The following is a 17059-nucleotide window of genomic DNA, read 5'->3' as shown; positions in this document are numbered from 1 at the left end:
TGGCTGAAAATTTTGCCTATGATGAAAAAAAGGGAGTTTGAATGATTAGCAATTGGATTACATTAAAAACCAATCAGGTGAAGTTGAATGCGGTGCTCGAATCGCACTATGCCAACCTTTACCGGATTGCTTACGCCTGGAGTCAGGACGAGTCTTTGGCGCAAGATTTGGTTCAGGACACCATGCTGAAATCGTTGCAAAAAGCCGATCAGCTAGCGTGTTTTGATAATGTTGACCGATGGTTGTGTAAGATCATGCATAACCTGTTTTATGATAATTGTCGGCAAAATGCCCGTTGGCACCAGGTGGATGTCGCCGAAGTGGGCGAACAGTTGAAAACGGAATCGATCGAATCTTTGTATATTCGTAAACAAACGATTCAGAACATCCACGACGCCATTGGTAACCTGCCGATCGATCAGCGTGAAGTTATCGTTCTGGTGGACTTGCAAGGCTATTCCTACCAAGAAGTGGCTGAGATCACCGAAGTACCGGTTGGCACGGTGATGAGCCGACTTTCCCGTGCCCGGGAAAAATTGAAAAAGCTGGTGTCCAGCGAAAAGTGGGTGCCCAATTATCAGAACAATGTGGTCGCTTTAAAAAAGAGTAGTGCAAAATGACGGAAAAATTGAAAACCACACCGCAAGACATACATGCCTACCTTGACGGTGAGTTGTCGTTGCAGGAACGTCAGCGTTTTGAAGAAGCACTGAAACTGGATCCGGCCTTGCGTCATGAAGTCTGTGAGTTGCGTAAAATCAAACAACAGATGCTGGAGCATTATCAAAAAGTGTCGGTGCCGCCACGTCCAACCTTTCAAAGCCAAGGTTCCAAACGGGCTTATTGGGCCGCAGCCGCATCGGTCGTTTTGGTGGTGGCATTGGGCGTTTTTGCCCTGCCGTATTCGTCGGATGTGCCCGCAATGAATGGCTTGTCGGTGGTGCAAAATGAATCGACGGACAGTAAGATTCTGTTGCACATTGATTCCAACCAGCCGGAAAAAACGCAGGCGCTTTTGCGAAAAGCCAGCACCTTGTTAGCGGAAAACAAAGCGCAGGACGGTGTGCCGCCGATGCAAATTGAAATCGTTGCCAATGACCATGGTATCGAGTTGTTTGAGCAGGATAATCAAAGCCGGGAAGCCATTATCGGTTTGTTGGCGCAATACGATAATCTTAAATTGCTTGCCTGCCAGCGCGCTTTGGAACGTCGTAAGGCCAAAGGTGAACCGGCCAAGCTGATTGACGGTGTCGAGTCTGATAAAACGGCGATTGATGAAATCGTCAACCGTATGCAAAAGGGTTGGAAGTACTACAAGTTCTAGAGCCGGCCTTGTCTAAGGCAGTACTTGAGACGGCGGTGAACCGGCTGGGCGGACACGAAAGCCTTCCGACAGCAACAAGGTGTCGCCGTTTTGTGTGAAGGTAGAATGTCGGGCATAAACCGGCCTGGGCTGTTCGGTCTCGGCCAGGTATGGCCAATCGGTTGTCTGGGTATGGGCTATTTCAAACGGTGTCCGTTGCACCTTGGGAAGCTGAAATAAAATTTCGCCCAAAGGTCGGCTCCCTAGTTGACGCAGACGGTACCAAGCGTTGCCCGGCACGCAGTCGGGAATCACGGTACGGCCGTACACTAACGGTTCATCCCCGCACTGCAATAACACACATCGAACCCAGGCTTTACGGTCGGCGGCCAGTTTCAGGCGCTCCGCTTCAAAGCGCAAGGGCACTTCCCATTTTTCCGATAAAACCGTCACGTGCATTTCCGGGCAGGCATGGCGGATTTTGGCGGTCAAGGAACCGGTTTCCAGCAACCATTCCCGGTAAGCGGGTTCGATGCCAAGACGTCCGAACAGCGCGGCCGGGTACCAATGCATACGGTCAGGCATGTTTGTAATCCATTCGTTCTCCTATCCAGCGGGTATGCAGGGCATCGACAATATCCGGGTCGCTGATGGCGAGGGTTTCGGCCCAGTGTTTGGCGACCGGAATCCATTCCTGATCCCGCTTCAAGTCGGCTATTCTAAATTGCAGGCCGCCGGTTTGTCGAGTGCCGAGAATTTCACCCGGGCCACGTAATTTCAAGTCTTCTTCTGCAATACGGAAACCGTCGTTGGTGTCACGCATGATGTTCAGGCGGGCTTTGCCGGTTTCGCCCAATGGAGCCTGATACAGTAATACACAGTGGCTTTTTTTGTGGCCCCGGCCCACGCGACCGCGCAATTGGTGCAATTGTGCCAGACCAAGTCGCTCGGCGTTTTCGATAATCATCAAACTGGCATTCGGGACATTAACCCCCACTTCAATCACCGTGGTGGCGACAAGCAAATCCAGCTCATGGTTTTGGAAAGCCGCCATCATCTCGGCTTTTTCATCTCCTTTCAGGCGACCGTGAATCAAGCCGACCCGTAAATCCGGCCAGTGGTCTTTGAATTGTTGGGCGGTGACTTCTGCGGCCTGGGCATGCAACAGCTCCGATTCTTCAATCAGTGGACAGACCCAATAGGCTTGAACTCCGGCTTTGCACTGCGCATAAAGATGCTCCATCACTTCAAAACGTTTTTGATTGTTCAATACCGCTGTGTCGATGGGTTGGCGGCCGGGCGGCAATTCATCGATGATGGATAAATCCAGGTCGCCGTAAGCGGTCATGGCCAAGGTGCGGGGAATCGGTGTGGCGGTCATAATGAGTTGGTGCGGGTGGGTGTCGTCGTCAAGTTGGCTTTTGTCGTGCAGCGCTAAACGCTGGTGCACGCCGAAACGGTGTTGTTCGTCGATAATGACCAGGCCGAGTCGGCTGAAGGTGACGCTTTCCTGAAACAAGGCGTGAGTGCCGATGACGACCTTGGCCTCATTGGATTCGATTTGCGCCAGCCTAAAGCGTTTTTCGGCGGCTTTCATCCGGCCGTTGAGCCAGGCCACCGCAATGCCGAGCGGCTCCAACCATTCTTGAAAATGGTTACGGTGCTGTTCCGCCAGAATTTCCGTGGGGGCCATAATCGCAACTTGATAACCGGCGTCAGCGGCTTGAATCGCGGCGAGCGCGGCAATGATGGTTTTACCGGAGCCGACGTCCCCTTGAACCAGGCGTTGCATGGGATGGGGTTGATTGACGTCCTGACGGATTTCATCCAGCACCCGTTGTTGGGCACCCGTGAGTTCAAAAGGCAAAGAGGCCAGCAGTTGGTTGGCGGTTTGGCTGGGTGGAAATACCGGTGCCAAGCGTTGTTTTTCGGATTGCCGCAACAGTTGCAAGCTCAGTTGGCTGGTGAGCAATTCTTCCAGAATCAGGCGTTTTTGCGCCGGGTGTTGAAACTGCTTGATGAGAAACAGGTCGTCTTCCGGTTGCGGCTGGTGCAATCGCAGCAGGGATTCATTGATCGGCGGCAGTTGCAGTTCGTTCAATAAGTGTGTTGGCAAGGCTTCCGCCAACGGATATTGTTTCAACAGCGTCAGTGCCTGCTGAATCAGTTTCAACAGGGTTGGTTGCCCCAGTCCTTCGGTGACCGGATAAACCGGTGTCAGGGTTTGTTCCAACGGCGGTGTGTTATCGCGGGCGAACAGTTGATACGCTGGGTGGACCATTTCCAATCCATTGTGGCCGGAGCGCACTTCGCCATAGCCACGCAGTATTTGGCCGCGTTTGAATTGCTGGGCTTGCCGATAATGGAAGTGGAAGAAGCGGCAACTTAGGGTTTGGCCGCTTGCGTCTATGAGCTTGACAATCAGGCTGCTGTTGCGGCTCTGCGTCATGTGATGGCTGATGACTTCGCCTTCAATCAAGGCTTCCTGACCAATGAACAGATTCGCAATGGGGGTGAGTTTGGTTTTGTCCTGATAACGCAACGGCAGGTGGAATAACAAGTCCTGCACCACGATCAGCCCCAGGCGATTGAGCTTTTCCGCCAATTTATCGCCGACGCCTTTTAGGGAGGTCAGTTTTTGTTGTGCCAAAGGCTGGTTGTCGGTTGCGGGCATAGAGGCGGATTCGAAGCGTGTGAAATAAACTCAATTCTAGCAAAAATTCCGCAAAAACACCCAGGCCTGGGCGTTTTTAATGATTGGAGTTGCGATTTATTCCAACCAGACTTCGTCCTTGTATTGTTCGGTGTGGGCATTAATCAGGTGATAGCCGGCCGAACCTATGTCGGTTTGGGTATGTTGCAAGGTCAGTTTGCCGGTGACCAGAAATGGAAAATCGACCATATGTAATTTAATGCCTTGCCCCGGTGCGGTGTCGACCAGAATGGTCTGGTTGACCGGCGGCGCGGGAACGTGGATGCAAGCGCCGAAATAGGGCACGAACAGGAAGCGGGTGATGGTGGCGTTTTTGATGGCCAGTGGTGCAATGAAGCCGGCCAGCGCAATGGTTTCACCATCGAGCTTTTCATTCACCGGGGAGTTGGCAATGATGTCCTGCAGTTTTTCTAGAATCGCCAAGCCTTCCGGACTGTTGTCCGGCAATTCATTCAGGCGGTTAATGTCTTCTTCATAAGCCTGCAGTAATTTTTCCGGTTCGTAACCCTCCGGAATCAAGTCACTCCACTTGATTTTGCGGGGTTCTTCGGCCACGGCCACCGAGGTGAACAGCGCCCATAAAAAAACGGGAAAAACGATTGTTGCAACGGTTTTGAGCCAAGTAGATTGGGTCGTCAACGGCTGAGTCCTTTGGTTAAACTGGTTCGATAGGCCATGATACCCGGAATTAAGCTGATGAGCACCCCCAGTAACCAGGCCAGACCGATAAACAACCATTGTTGGGCATCCGGCCAGGGTAATTGAATAAAGAGGCCGTAATGTTCGGCCAGATAAGGTGCCAGCCAGGCTAAGCCACCGTACAGCAACACAATGCCGAACAAGGTGCCCAGAAGTAGGATAAACAGCGCTTCGAAAGCGAACAGCAGTAAGACGTCGTAACCGTGAATACCGATGGCGCGGAGTACGGCGATTTCATGTTGGCGTTCCTTGAGCGTGCTGAGCAAGGTAATCAGCATTCCGACCAGGCCTGCCAGCAACACCATACTGGCAATCGCCAGCAATCCACGCTCGAACGGTGCCATGATCTGCCAGAGACTGGCCAGCGTGCTGCCCGGCAGAATGGCCAGCAACGGTTCGTCCTCAAATTCATTGAGACGACGTTGCATTTTGAAGGTGGTGAGTTTGTTTTTCAAACCGACTAAAATAGCGGTGATGGTTTCCGGTTCCACGATGAGTCTTCGAGCTTGGTCGGCGGAAATTTTTAAAGGGGATTGCATGCCGCCGCGCCAATCGATATGGATGGCTTCGATGGCGTCGAGCGAGACTTGTAAGCTGTTGTCTACCGGCGTGCCGGTCGGCGCGAGAATGCCGCTGACGGTAAAAGGTTTGTCATTATGTTTCGGAGCCAATCGACCGGAGGACAAACCGTGCGATAGCACGATTTGGTCGCCGAGTCGGTAACCGTATTTTTGGGCGACTTTCGCGCCAAGCACCACGTCGTATAAGTCTGAGAAAGCTTGGCCTTTCTGGAAAACGAGTGGCTGTTCGTCACCGTAACGATAATGCTGGTAAAAGCTGGGCAAGGTGCCGATGACACGAAAACCGCGATGCGAATCGCCCAACGACAGCGGCACGGCCCAGTCGACTTCCGGCATCTTTTGCAGTTTTAAATAGGTTTGGTAATCGATGTTGTTAGTGGCATTGCCAATGTGGAATACGCTGTAAAGCAGCAGGTTTACCGGCCCACTGCGGGCCCCGACAATCAGGTCGGTTTGCGATAGGGTGTTGAGAAAACTGTTTTTGGTTTCTTTGCGCAAGGTGTCCACGCCGAGCAGCAGTACCACGCTGATGGTGATGGAAAACATCGCCAGCAATAAGCTGCCTTTTCGGCTCCAAGCGCTTTTAAGAGCGAGAGAAAACAGATTCATGTCGTCTCCTTTACCGTAGCCTGATTGAGTTGAGCCAAGTCGATTTCTTGCTGGAAGTGCTGCGCTAAATGGGCATCGTGGCTGACGAACACTAAGGTGGCATTGGATTGCTCCGCCGCCGCGAACAGCCAGTCAATGAAACGGTCGCGATTGTCGGCATCCAGCGCCGAGGTGGGTTCGTCGGCAATAATCAGTTCCGGCCGTCCCATCAGTGCGCGGGCAATGGCGACTCGTTGTTGCTGGCCGATGCTGAGACGATTGACCGGTTGGGTGAGAATGTTGTCCGGCAGTTGCAACAATTTCAACCAGGCCTGGGCCTGGTGTTGTGGGTCGGATTCCTGTTGGCGGCGGTGTTTGGAAAAACTCAGCGGTAGCAGAATATTGTCCAGCGTGGTCAGGTAAGGCAGCAGATTGAACTGTTGAAAAATGACGCCGAGATGGTCGCCCCGAAAGCGGTCGCGTTGCAAGGCCGACAAGCTGGCCAGTTCGGTATCCAGCACTTTCAAGTGCCCGCTTTGGGCGGTGAAGACCCCGGCCAGCAAATTCAGTAATGTGGTTTTGCCGCTGCCGCTGGGGCCTTTGATAAACAGATGTTCGCCACGTTGAACCTGCAATTCGGGCAGATTCAAGGTGTCTTGCGTATGGCCGGGCCAGCGGTAACGAAGCTGCTCGATTTCAATCACGGCGGATGCATGCATGGCAGAACGGTCTGGAGTTATTTGAGTGAAATATTGGGTTGCTGGCGCGATAAAGTGCCGCCGGATTGTTGGTCGCTGAGCAACCATTGCGCACGTACGGTTTCCAATTGCGGCCAGCGTTTGAAAAGGCCGTTCAGTTTTAGTGTCGATAACGCCTGCGGATTTTGGCAACGGTAGGTATATTCGATGTGGACATCTTTGTGGGTGTGGCCAGACTTTTCATGCTCATGCTCATGCTCATGCTCATGCTCATGCTGGGTGTGGAATGGATTGTCAATGAGCGCCGATTCCTGCTGACATTTGGCTTCCGGGTTAAAGGTCACAAGCGGTTCGGTTTTAATTTGCTGGATGCGCTGTTTCACTTTGGTTTTTTCGCTTTCGGAATGTGGGGCATGTTCAAAGCCGAACACATTATGTGCCGGGCTATTGATTTCTAGGAGAATGTCCGATTCCACCTGGGCGAGATTGAGCTCGGCCACGCCGTGTTCATGGGCGGCATGGGTTTCGGCTTGAATATTGGCGGACAGCAGACCGGTGGCGGCACAGACCAAAAGCGTAAGCGGGCGAAGCGTCATGTCATTTCCTTTGGTAAATTAAAAGGGTTTGAATTCATAGGGTTTAAGATTCGGGTTTAAAACTCGTTTTGAATGGCTTTGTAGCCGCTGACCAATTGATTGTTGGCCTGAACGACCGATTCGGAAAACTCTGACAGTTTAGCGGTTTTGGCCGGAAAAAGGCTTAAATCAGTGTGACAATCGATATGGGCGGTGGATGGCACATAGAAGCCGTGCGGCAAGTCGCAGCCATCGACCACCGAATTATGGCGCACCACCACTTCGTCGGCCACGACGCAGTTGAATAATACGCTGTTGAAACCGATGAAAACGCCGCAGCCGATTTGGCAAGGGCCGTGAATAATCGAACGGTGGGCGATGGAAGTGCGTTCACCGATGGTGACGGCGGCCCCCGCTTTGGAGTGAATGACCACGCCGTCCTGGATGTTGGAATGGGCCCCGATGACGATGGGGTCCATCTGGCCTTGTTCATTGACTTCGTCGGCGCGAATGACGGCGTAAGGGCCGATGAAGACGTTTTCGCCCACGACAATTTTACCGCACAGGATCGCGGTCGGGTCCACAAAGGCGGAGGGGTGAATCTGCGGCAAATCGCCGCTGGGGTTGTGTCGAATCATGAATCAGGCTCCGTGTTGTTGGCAGGTGCGGCAGGTGCCGTGAATTTCCAGGCTGGGTTGGTCAATGTGAAAGTGGGTGAGTTCGGCATTGGCTTGAATCGCCTGCCAAAGCGCATCGGATAACGGGGTTTCTTCGATGCCGCCGCAGTGGTCACACATCAAAAACTGGGTGAGGTCGCTGTGGGGCGCTTTTTCGTGCGCGTGGTGGCAGGCCACGTATTGACGCGTCGAGGCTAAGCGGTGAATCAGCGATTGCGCTTCCAGAAAGCTGAGCGCACGGTAGATGGTCATCGGTTGAGTGCCGCTTTGTTCGTTAATTTTGTATTGCTCCAGCAGTTCGTAAGCGCTCATGGGTTTGTCGGCTTCCAGCAGTAAGCGCAACACCTTTTCACGAATCGCCGTCAAGCGCTGGCCGTTGGTTCGGCAGGTTTCGTGGGCGAGTTTCAAGCGTGCGTCGATATCGGTCATGGCCATCTCCTATCAAGCATTCGGCGCGGCGGATTCGGCAAAAGGGTCGTCCATTTGCGTCCAATAAGTCACGCCGGCGTAAAGTTCTTCATCGGTCAATAAACAGGATTCTAACTGTTTTCGAGTGGCGTGTTCATCCAAACCTTGTCCGATGAATACCAATTCCTGGCGCATGTCGCCGAAAGGTTCCACCCATTTGGAGCGAATGAAGTCGCGGGATTCCTGATCGTCCGGCCAGCGGTCTTCCGGCACGGCTTTCCAGAACATCCCGGCCCAGTGATGGTGGGCGATACCGCCGGCTTGGCTCCAAATGCCCGCCATTTGCGGTTGACTGGCGAGCCAGAAATACCCTTTGGAGCGGATGAGTTTGCCCGTTGGCCAAGGCTGGGTCAGAAAACGGTGGAACTTGACCGGGTGAAACGGTTTTCGGGCGGTGAAAGTGAAACTGCCGATGCCATATTCTTCGGTTTCCGGTACATGTTCGCCGCGCATTTCCTGCAACCAGCCGGGGGCCTGTTGGGCCTTTTCAAAATCGAATTTTTGGGTGTTGAGTACCGTTTCGAGTGGAATATTTCCGTGTTGTAAGGTGTGGATGTCGGCCTGCGGGTTTAAGGAATGCAGAATAGCGCGCAGTTCTTCGATTTGGTCGCTTGTCATCAAATCGGTCTTGCTGATGAGCAGTACGTCCGCGAATTCCACTTGGTCGATGAGGAGGTCGGCGACGCTGCGTTCATCTTCGTCCCCAAGACTTTCCCCGGCTTCCTGTAACGATTTGGCCTGGCGAAAATCGGTGAGGAAGTTACCACCATCCACCACGGTGACCATGGTGTCGAGCCGGGCGACGTCCGACAGGGAGAGGCCGTTTTCGTCTTCGAAGGTGAAGGTTTCGGCGACCGGCAAGGGTTCGGAAATACCGGTGGATTCGATGACCAGATAATCGAATTTTCCGGCCTTCGCCAGAGCGGACACCTCCAATAGCAAATCTTCGCGCAAGGTGCAGCAAATGCAGCCGTTGGACATTTCCACCATCTTTTCTTCGGAGCGGTTCAGGCTGACTTCACCTTCCACCAGACTGGCGTCGATATTGATTTCGCTCATGTCGTTGACGATGACGGCGACGCGTAAATTTTGGCGGTTATTCAAAATATGGTTGAGTAGGGTGGTTTTGCCGGCACCCAGAAAGCCGGACAGAACGGTGACGGGGAGTTGTTTCATGACGTTAACCTCGGAAGGAAGGGAATGATATTTGATATTGATATGTTATAACATAACAAATAAATTTCAAGCCTTGTTTGGGCGTTATGTTCGGTAATCCCGATTGGGATGGGAAAATGAAAAACCACCAGGCCTGGTGGTTTTGTGAACTCGGACGTAAACCTTATTTCTTTCAAAATCCTGTGTAGCCAACCGCGTATGATGATGAAAAACGGAGGAAAAGCCATGAAGCGTGTATGGAAAACATGGGTATTTGGCAGTGTGTTGGCCTGGAGTTTGTTCGGCGCCGTGAGTTGGGCCGGGGACTCGGGTGATGATTTTTGGGCGGCCTTGCAGGAAGGCGGTAAAGTGGTGTTGGTTCGGCATGCGCAAATCGATCGGGAGTTTGGGGATGCGTTTTTGTTGGACAGCAGTTGTTTCAGCGAGCGTAATCTGAACGACGACGGAAAGGCGCAGGCGAAAAAAATCGGCGAGTTGTTTCGGGCGCACGGCATTCACGTGGAACAGGTCTTGGCGAGCCCGCATTGCCGAACCAAAGATACCGCGCGTCTGGCGTTCGGCGAATTTGAGGTGGGGCCGGAGCTGCGATTGATTCGAGCGCTACCGGAAGATAAAGCCAAGGCGAATTTACAAGCCACGCGCCGGTTAATCAGTCAGTTCAATGGCAAAGGAAATTTGATTTTGGTGACGCATCGTCCCAATATTGGGGAGCTGATTTACCTGCGGTTGCAACCCGGAGAGATGGCGGTGGTGGAACCGCTGGGGCGCGAACCGGGCGATACCGTTTTTGATTTGATTGCGCGTTATTCAGTCACGCCTTGATGGTCTTTGCCTGTTTGGAAAACTAGGCAATTACCCACTGCCCCTTTCCGCGTCGTTTCGCTTCGTACATGGCTTTGTCGGCCATGTTGAGAATGTCGTCGACATTTTTCTTTGAACTTTGGTCAAAGACCTTGAGACCGATGGAGGCATTCACGCACCCGGTGACGTCGTTTGGCAGTTGAATCGGCTGTTTGATGGCCTCAATGATTTTGTCCGAGACCTGAGCGGCGAAGCTTTCATTCTGAATGTTTTCCAGCAGGATTACGAATTCGTCACCGCCGAAACGAGCCGCCAAATCGGTTTTGCGGATAATGGTCTGGATGCGGTTGGCCGCCTCCTTAAGCAGGATGTCGCCGGCATTATGGCCGTATTGGTCATTAATGGCTTTGAAACCGTCCAAATCAATGAATAAAATGGCATTGGTCTGGTCTTGGCGGTCCAATCGCAGAATGGAGCGTGACAGTTCGTTCACCAGTAGGCGTCGCTTTGCCAGCCCAGTCAATTGATCGTAATTGGCCATGTGATAAGACTCTTCAATCAGCGCTTCTTTTTCGTCGTTCAATTGGTTGAAGGCTTGAGTGACATGGTTGTAATAGGTGGCAATCAAAGAGGCGTCGGAGTAAGGTTCCACCATGATCTTTTTGCTGAAATCCTGGTCTTGGGCTTGAGCGTTCATGGCACGGGCCAAGTCGAACATAGAGGTGGAAGCCTGGTGTTCGCTGATGTTCAAGCCGAGAATTTCTTTGGCTTCGGACACGCGTAGGGGGTAGAAACGATTGATGATTTTCAGCAGGATGTAAGTGACACTAAAAGTCAGCAGGCCGACGAAAAAGATGCCGATGGTTTGTGTTTTGAGTTGCTGCCAGAATAAGGTTTCCTCTACCAAAAACGCTACGGCCAGCGTGCCGGCAATGCCGGCAAATAAATGGACCGGAACGGCTTCAATGGCATCGTCAATCCGCCAGCGGACGAGCAGGGTTTTGCCGACCCAGTACGCCAAATAGCCGATGGCACCCACGGCCATGGCGCTAAAAGGTGACGCCAGATGCGCACAGGCGGTAATGGCCACCAGACCGGCCAAAATGCCGTTAATGATGTCGATGACCTGGTAGTAACCGGTCATTAGGCGGCTGACAATCAGCCCTGTAATACCACCCACCGCACCGGCGATTAAGGTGTTGAGCACTACCTTTCCGGTTTCGATATTTAAGGCGAGTACGCTGCCGCCGTTGAAACCGATCCATCCCAGCCAAATTAAAAACACACCGAGGGCGCTGTAAGCGAGGTTGGCCTGTTCAAAAGGCCGCTCGTTGTTTTCGAAACGCCCTAAACGTGGCCCGATAATCAAAATGGCCGCCAAAGCCGCCCAACCACCGACTGAGTGCACTACCGTGGAACCGGCGAAATCGATGAATCCCATTTGGGCCAACCAACCGTCGCTGTTCCAGATCCAATGGGCTTGAACCGGGTAGATGAACAGCGACACGATCACGGCGATAATCAGGTAGGAGGTATACTTAGTGCGTTCGGCAATGGAGCCGGAAATAATGGTGACCGCCGTGGAGGCGAACATAGCATGGAATAAGGTGAGAACAAGGCCGGATAGAGAGTCTTCGTAAAAGAATAGTTTGTCCCAGCCGATCCAGCCGTTTTGGCTGCTTCCGAGCATGATGCTGGCGCCGATGACAACGAAAATCATAAAGGCAATCAGGAAATCGCTGACATTTTTAATGGCGGTTGAAATGGAATTTTTGGTTCGGGTGGCCCCCGCTTCAAGGGCGGTAAAGCCAGGTTGCATCATGGCGACGAGAACGGCGCTGATGAGAACCCATAGAATATCAATCGGTTGTTCGCTCATCGTTATCGATACCTACGCTCAGGGGTAAATATCTTTGGCAAGCAAAATTTATACCTTTATTAAAATGTGCTTATAAAATAAAAGTGTTTGAAACAAAACGGCTTTCCGGTTGAAAAATGTGATGCTGGAGCGCGCTTTTTTGGTGTGAAATTGTTTTTTTTGAGTGCGAAACATGTGGAAATCGACGGGTTTGAAGCCGACTTCCGTTTGAAGGTGTATAGGGCTACCGTTGTTTCAGTAAGCCGAGAGAATCATCACGCCGTCCATTTCGACGTCTGTGCCTTTGGGCAGTTCCTTGACGCCGACCGCTGCTCTAGCCGGGTAAGGCTGTTCAAAATACTGCGCCATGATTTCGTTGACGGTGGCGAAGTGGCTTAGGTCGGTCAGAAAAATATTCAGTTTGACGATGTCTTGTAGGTTGCCGCCGGCCGCTTCGCATACCGCCGACAAGTTCTTGAAGACTTGATGGATGCGTTCGGAAATATCGCCTTCTTTCAATTCCATGGTTTCTGGAATCAAGGCGATTTGGCCGGAAAGATACACGGTATTGTCTGCTTTGACAGCTTGGGAGTAAGTGCCGATGGCTTGTGGGGCTTTATCAGTGGCAATGATTTCTCGCATGAGATTCCTCGTTATCAGTCTCGTGATTGGATGGATTAATCGATGGTTTGAATTTTAGCATAGAATTCCGATGATGTGCCGGGCGAGCGAGTGGTTGGTTGCTGTTGACGCGAGAGAGACTTTGAGCCAGGCCTGGCGGTTTTTCAGTGGGTTATTAAGGTGTTTAAAGAGGGTTTGTGGGCCGGTTGCTTTGTGCTATACTTTGATTATTAAAAATATTAGCCTAGACTAAACTTTGTATAAGATGAGAAAAATATTGTGAATAAATATGTAACGGGATTGATTTTAGTGTGCATCGGCTTTCTGCCGTTTCAGCTGCAAGCGAAGCCATTGAACGTGGTGGTGACCACGGGCATGATCGGTGACTTGGTAACGAATATCGGGCAGGATAAAGTGACGATGACGGCCTTGATGGGCGCGGGGGTTGACCCGCATTTGTATAAGGCCACACACGGCGATTTGCGTCGGTTACAGCGGGCCGATGTGATTTTTTACAACGGTCTTCACCTGGAAGGCAAGATGCAGGAAGTCTTTGAAAAACTGGCGCTGAAAAAAGCGGTTTACGCCGTGACGTCGCAGTTTCCGAAGGATGCGATTTTGCATTTCGGACAGGCGCCGGACCCGCACGTGTGGTTTGATGTCAGCCTGTGGGAGCTGGCCGGTCGTTTGGTGCTGGAAAAATTGATTCAGCACGACCCCGCCCACCAAGAATTTTATCGCCAGAATGCGAAAGTGTATTTACAGCAGTTGGCGGATTTGAACACTTGGGTCAAGGCGCAGGTAGAAACCATTCCGGCCGGGCAGCGTGTTTTGATTACCGCGCACGATGCGTTTGGGTATTTCGGAAAAGCCTATGGTATGGAGGTGCGGGGACTTCAGGGCATCAGTACCGCGACGGAGTTCGGGCTGCATGACATTAAACGCTTGAAGGATTTAATTTTAGAACGTCATATCAAAGCGGTGTTTGTCGAATCCAGTGTGCCGAAAAAGTTTTTAAAATCACTGGTGGCGGGGGTGAATGAGTCTGGCGGTCATTTGTCCATCGGGGGTGAACTCTATTCCGATGCCATGGGGTTGTCCGGTACGCCGGAAGGCACTTATATCGGTATGGTGAAACACAATGTCAATACCATCGTCGGGGCTTTGAAATAATATGGATGCATGGAAAACCATTGAAAATCCGCCGCTGATCGTTAACCAGCTCAGCATGCGTTATCAGTATAAGCCGGTGTTGACCGATGTGAGTTTTGCCATTCCGGAAGGTCAGAACATTGCCATTGTCGGGCCGAATGGGGCGGGTAAGTCAACCTTGCTGAAAGGTATTATGGGCTTGGAGCCGTTGATGAGCGGTGAAGTGCGTTTTTTCGGGCAACCGCTGAAACAGAAGCAGTTGTCGGTGGCTTATGTGCCTCAGCGCGAGGAGTCGGATTGGGACTTTCCGATCAATGTGATGGATGTGGTGTTGATGGGGCGGCACGGTCATTTGACGTTTTGGCAGCGTCCATCGCGTGACGATGTGCTGATTGCCGAGCAGGCATTGGCGCGCGTCAGTATGTTGGATTTCAAGGATCGTCAAATCAGTCAGTTGTCGGGGGGGCAGCAGCAACGGGTGTTTTTGGCGCGCGCTTTGGCACAAAAAGCCAGTCTGTATTTAATGGACGAACCCTTTGCCGGGGTGGATGTCACCACCGAAAAAGCGATTATCGAATTGTTTCATGAATTGAAGTCACAGAACAAGACCATTGTTTGTGTGCATCATGATTTGAATACCGTCGGCGATTATTTCGATTGGGTGTTATTAGTGAATGCCCGTTTAGTGGCGGCCGGGCCGGTGCAGGAAGTGATGACGCCGGAAAACCTCAATAAAACCTACGGCGGCCGTTTATCGCTGTTGAGCGATATGACCGAAAAGCTGTATCGCTCCAACTTGGATAAGGTGCACGATGACGAGTGATTTTGTCGCCTATTCGCCGGACTATTGGGCGCTGTTTCTGGAGTTCTGGCGGTTTGAAGATGCCAATGCCGTTTGGGTGATGGTTGGCTCGATTTTGCTGGGCATCAGCGCGTCGGTGATTGGTGGTTTTGCCTTTTTGCGCAAACGTTCTTTGATGGGCGATGCGCTGGCGCATGCCGCTTTGCCAGGTGTGATGACGGCTTTTATCCTGTTTCATGCTCATACGCCATTGCTGATGTTTTTCGGTGCTTTGGTCAGTAGTTTTCTCGGTTTGTTTCTGATGGACTGGATTCCCAAGCATACCAAGATCAAACCGGATGCGGCCATGGCCATTACCTTATCGTTTTTCTTTGCACTTGGTCTGATGGAATTATCGTATATTCAGGGTTTGGAAGTGGCCGGCAAGTCAGGCCTGGACAAAATTTTGTTTGGGCAGGCGGCGGCAATGTTGCCGAGCGATATTTACCTGTTGTCGGTGGTGGCCGTGGTGGTGTTAGTGACGGTGGCGGTTTTTTTCCAAAAATTCCGTTTGATTGCCTTTAACCGAAGCTATGCGCAATCGCTGGGACTGAACATTGCATTTTATGAACTGGTCCTGGCGCTGTTGATTGTGATGTCGGTGGTCATCGGTTTGCAAATCGTCGGAGTGGTGTTGATGGCGGCGGTGTTGTTGACGCCGGTGGCGGCGGCACGTTTTTGGGGGCACAGTCTGTCGATGATGTTATTGACCGCCGGTTTTATCGGCGGGCTCAGCGGGCTGTTCAGTGCCAATATTTCCTATATGGCACCGGCGATGCCGACCGGGCCTTGGATGGTGGTGGTGCTGTCCCTGGTGTTTGCGGTGTCCTTTTTGTTTGCGCCGCAACGAGGCTTGATATCCAATGTGTTGAAGCAGCGTCGGCTGCGCCGCCAGGTGTGTGACGAAAATGTGCTGCGCACCTTGTATGTATTGAATGAGCGTCATCCGGCCAATCGTCATCATTCCAAGAAAGCTTTGGCGTTGGACTTGCCGTTTGGAGAAGAGGATATTTTGGCGTTGCGCACCATGCCTCTGGCCGAATTGAAAGACACTCTGGCGCGAATGAAAAGACAGGGCTGGTTGACCACAACGGATACCGTGCGGGCAGTGGCGCTTTCGCCGACGGGTGCGGAACGGGCGATGGCGCTGACGCGTCGCCATCGTCTGTGGGAAAACTACTTGACCGAACAGCTGGCCTTGACGCCGGATCGGGTGCATTCGCAGGCCGAACAGATTGAGCATTTATTGACGGATGAGGAAGCTCAGGCTTTGGAACGGGAGTTGCAAATCTCTCAGAAGGCCGGTTCACTGAAAGACCCCCATGGACGACGGATTCCGTCGGCGCAGGGTGCGTCAGAACAGAAAGGAGCTGAGTCATGATGGGCGATATTTGGATTTTGGCCACGGCGAGCTTGGTGGCCATCAGTTGTTCGATGGTGGGGGTTTTTCTGGTGTTGCGTCGCATGAGTCTATTGGGCGATGCCATCAGCCATTCGGTTTTACTGGGCATCGTGTTGGCTTATTTGGCGGTCGGCAGTCGGTCGGTGGTGGCGATGATGCTTGGTGCGACCATCATCGGGTTGTTGACGGCCTGGTTATCCAATACGCTGCACCGAGTCAGTAAGTTGCAGACCGACGCCAGTATCGGCATTATCTTCACTTGGTTTTTTGCCGTCGGGGTCATTTTGATTTCGGTGTACGCCGGTCAGGTGGATTTGGATCAGGAATGTGTGCTCTACGGCGAAATTGCTTTTGTGCCGTTTGATACGGTTATTTGGGGAGAATCCGACATTGGGCCGCGCGCTTTTTGGCTCATTCTCGGCGTGTTTTTACTGAATCTGTTGATTGTGCTGATTGGCTTTGAACGCTTTAAACTGGTGGCGTTTCATCCGGCTTTGGCGGTGTCTTTGGGCGTGAATGTGGTGTTTTGGCATTATCTCCTGATGACCATGGTGTCATTGACGACGGTGGCGTCTTTCGATGCAGTGGGGGCGATTTTGGTGGTTGCCCTGCTGGTCATTCCGGCCAGTGCGGCCTATTTGTTGGCCAAGTCTTTAAAAGGCATGCTGTGGTTGGCGGCGGGCTATGCTCAGCTTTCGGTGCTGGCGGGCTATGCGGTGGCCGTTTGGTTAGACAGTTCGATTGCGGCGTCCATTGCCGTGATGGCCGGGTTGTTGTTAATGGCGACGGTCCTGGTTTTGCAGGCTTTAAAAGCGCGTCGTCAGAGCGGTTTGGCTCAGGCCTGACACGGATTCGAAACAGCCTGCCGCGATGGCAGGCCTGGTTGTTTTAACTCAACCCCCAGTC

The 17059-nt window shown here is 52.2% G+C and carries 18 protein-coding genes; 7 read left to right on the top strand and 11 right to left on the bottom strand.

Annotated elements, in window-relative coordinates:
* Positions 1–41: 41 nt before the first annotated feature.
* Both AC0KH7_RS11300 and AC0KH7_RS11295 read left to right on the top strand, forming a co-directional pair.
* Positions 42–620: an RNA polymerase sigma factor gene (locus tag AC0KH7_RS11300; protein ID WP_472373480.1), complete on the top strand. Its 579-nt coding sequence runs from the start codon at positions 42–44 to the stop codon at positions 618–620.
* Entirely contained in the window at positions 617–1324 is a 708-nt protein-coding gene (locus AC0KH7_RS11295) for a zf-HC2 domain-containing protein (RefSeq protein ID WP_472373478.1), read from the top strand. Before AC0KH7_RS11300 ends, AC0KH7_RS11295 begins: the two co-directional genes overlap by 4 nt.
* A gap of 12 nt (positions 1325–1336) precedes the next feature.
* Here AC0KH7_RS11295 and AC0KH7_RS11290 read toward each other — a convergent pair whose 3' ends face one another.
* The 9 genes from AC0KH7_RS11290 to zigA form a co-directional block, all read right to left on the bottom strand.
* Complete coding sequence (locus tag AC0KH7_RS11290) at positions 1337–1888, bottom strand: chorismate--pyruvate lyase family protein (protein WP_472373476.1); 552 nt, start codon at positions 1886–1888, stop codon at positions 1337–1339.
* Positions 1881–3977, bottom strand: a complete 2097-nt coding sequence (gene recG, locus AC0KH7_RS11285) for an ATP-dependent DNA helicase RecG (protein WP_472373474.1) — start codon at positions 3975–3977, stop codon at positions 1881–1883. Before recG ends, AC0KH7_RS11290 begins: the two co-directional genes overlap by 8 nt.
* A 96-nt stretch (positions 3978–4073) precedes the next feature.
* Positions 4074–4655, bottom strand: coding sequence for a DUF3299 domain-containing protein (locus AC0KH7_RS11280; protein ID WP_472373472.1), 582 nt, complete (start codon positions 4653–4655; stop codon positions 4074–4076).
* Entirely contained in the window at positions 4652–5905 is a 1254-nt protein-coding gene (locus AC0KH7_RS11275; protein WP_472373471.1) for an ABC transporter permease, read from the bottom strand. The genes AC0KH7_RS11280 and AC0KH7_RS11275 overlap by 4 nt, the downstream gene beginning before the upstream one ends.
* The gene (locus AC0KH7_RS11270; protein WP_472373469.1) at positions 5902–6603 is read right to left on the bottom strand and encodes an ABC transporter ATP-binding protein; all 702 of its coding nucleotides are present in this window, start codon (positions 6601–6603) and stop codon (positions 5902–5904) included. The genes AC0KH7_RS11275 and AC0KH7_RS11270 overlap by 4 nt, the downstream gene beginning before the upstream one ends.
* A gap of 17 nt (positions 6604–6620) precedes the next feature.
* Positions 6621–7178 carry a ZrgA family zinc uptake protein gene (locus tag AC0KH7_RS11265; protein WP_472373467.1) on the bottom strand — a complete coding sequence of 186 codons (558 nt, stop codon included), beginning with the start codon at positions 7176–7178 and terminating at the stop codon, positions 6621–6623.
* A gap of 56 nt (positions 7179–7234) precedes the next feature.
* Positions 7235–7795: an LbetaH domain-containing protein gene (locus AC0KH7_RS11260; RefSeq protein WP_472373465.1), complete on the bottom strand. Its 561-nt coding sequence runs from the start codon at positions 7793–7795 to the stop codon at positions 7235–7237.
* A gap of 3 nt (positions 7796–7798) precedes the next feature.
* Positions 7799–8263 carry a Fur family transcriptional regulator gene (locus tag AC0KH7_RS11255; protein WP_472373463.1) on the bottom strand — a complete coding sequence of 155 codons (465 nt, stop codon included), beginning with the start codon at positions 8261–8263 and terminating at the stop codon, positions 7799–7801.
* A gap of 12 nt (positions 8264–8275) precedes the next feature.
* Positions 8276–9478 carry a zinc metallochaperone GTPase ZigA gene (gene zigA, locus AC0KH7_RS11250; protein ID WP_472373461.1) on the bottom strand — a complete coding sequence of 401 codons (1203 nt, stop codon included), beginning with the start codon at positions 9476–9478 and terminating at the stop codon, positions 8276–8278.
* 225 nt (positions 9479–9703) lie between these two features.
* On the opposite strand from zigA, the gene AC0KH7_RS11245 reads away from it, so the two are divergent.
* Positions 9704–10300, top strand: a complete 597-nt coding sequence (locus AC0KH7_RS11245; protein WP_472373459.1) for a histidine phosphatase family protein — start codon at positions 9704–9706, stop codon at positions 10298–10300.
* Between the two features lie 22 nt (positions 10301–10322).
* On the opposite strand, the gene amt is transcribed toward AC0KH7_RS11245, so the two are convergent.
* A complete protein-coding gene (amt, locus tag AC0KH7_RS11240; RefSeq protein ID WP_472373457.1) occupies positions 10323–12158 on the bottom strand; it encodes an ammonium transporter in 1836 nt (611 codons plus the stop codon).
* A 234-nt stretch (positions 12159–12392) separates the two neighbouring features.
* Positions 12393–12779, bottom strand: a complete 387-nt coding sequence (locus tag AC0KH7_RS11235; RefSeq protein ID WP_472373455.1) for a RidA family protein — start codon at positions 12777–12779, stop codon at positions 12393–12395.
* 258 nt (positions 12780–13037) lie between these two features.
* On the opposite strand from AC0KH7_RS11235, the gene AC0KH7_RS11230 reads away from it, so the two are divergent.
* The 4 genes from AC0KH7_RS11230 to AC0KH7_RS11215 are packed head-to-tail and all read left to right on the top strand — an operon-like array spanning position 13038 to position 16998.
* On the top strand, positions 13038–13931 hold the full coding sequence (locus AC0KH7_RS11230; RefSeq protein WP_472373453.1) for a metal ABC transporter solute-binding protein, Zn/Mn family: 894 nt from the start codon (positions 13038–13040) through the stop codon (positions 13929–13931).
* Between the two features lies 1 nt (position 13932).
* Positions 13933–14733: a metal ABC transporter ATP-binding protein gene (locus AC0KH7_RS11225; protein WP_472373451.1), complete on the top strand. Its 801-nt coding sequence runs from the start codon at positions 13933–13935 to the stop codon at positions 14731–14733.
* Positions 14723–16132 (top strand): metal ABC transporter permease, encoded by a 1410-nt coding sequence (locus AC0KH7_RS11220; protein WP_472373449.1) that lies wholly within the window; start codon positions 14723–14725, stop codon positions 16130–16132. Before AC0KH7_RS11225 ends, AC0KH7_RS11220 begins: the two co-directional genes overlap by 11 nt.
* Positions 16129–16998, top strand: a complete 870-nt coding sequence (locus AC0KH7_RS11215) for a metal ABC transporter permease (RefSeq protein ID WP_472373447.1) — start codon at positions 16129–16131, stop codon at positions 16996–16998. The genes AC0KH7_RS11220 and AC0KH7_RS11215 overlap by 4 nt, the downstream gene beginning before the upstream one ends.
* Positions 16999–17059: the final 61 nt, after the last annotated feature.

The organism is Hydrogenovibrio sp., from assembly GCF_965140365.1.
In the GTDB taxonomy this organism is placed as follows: Bacteria; Pseudomonadota; Gammaproteobacteria; order Thiomicrospirales; family Thiomicrospiraceae; genus Hydrogenovibrio.
Note: the sequence above shows the minus strand (reverse complement) of the source record. Positions and strands in the feature narration are given on the sequence as shown.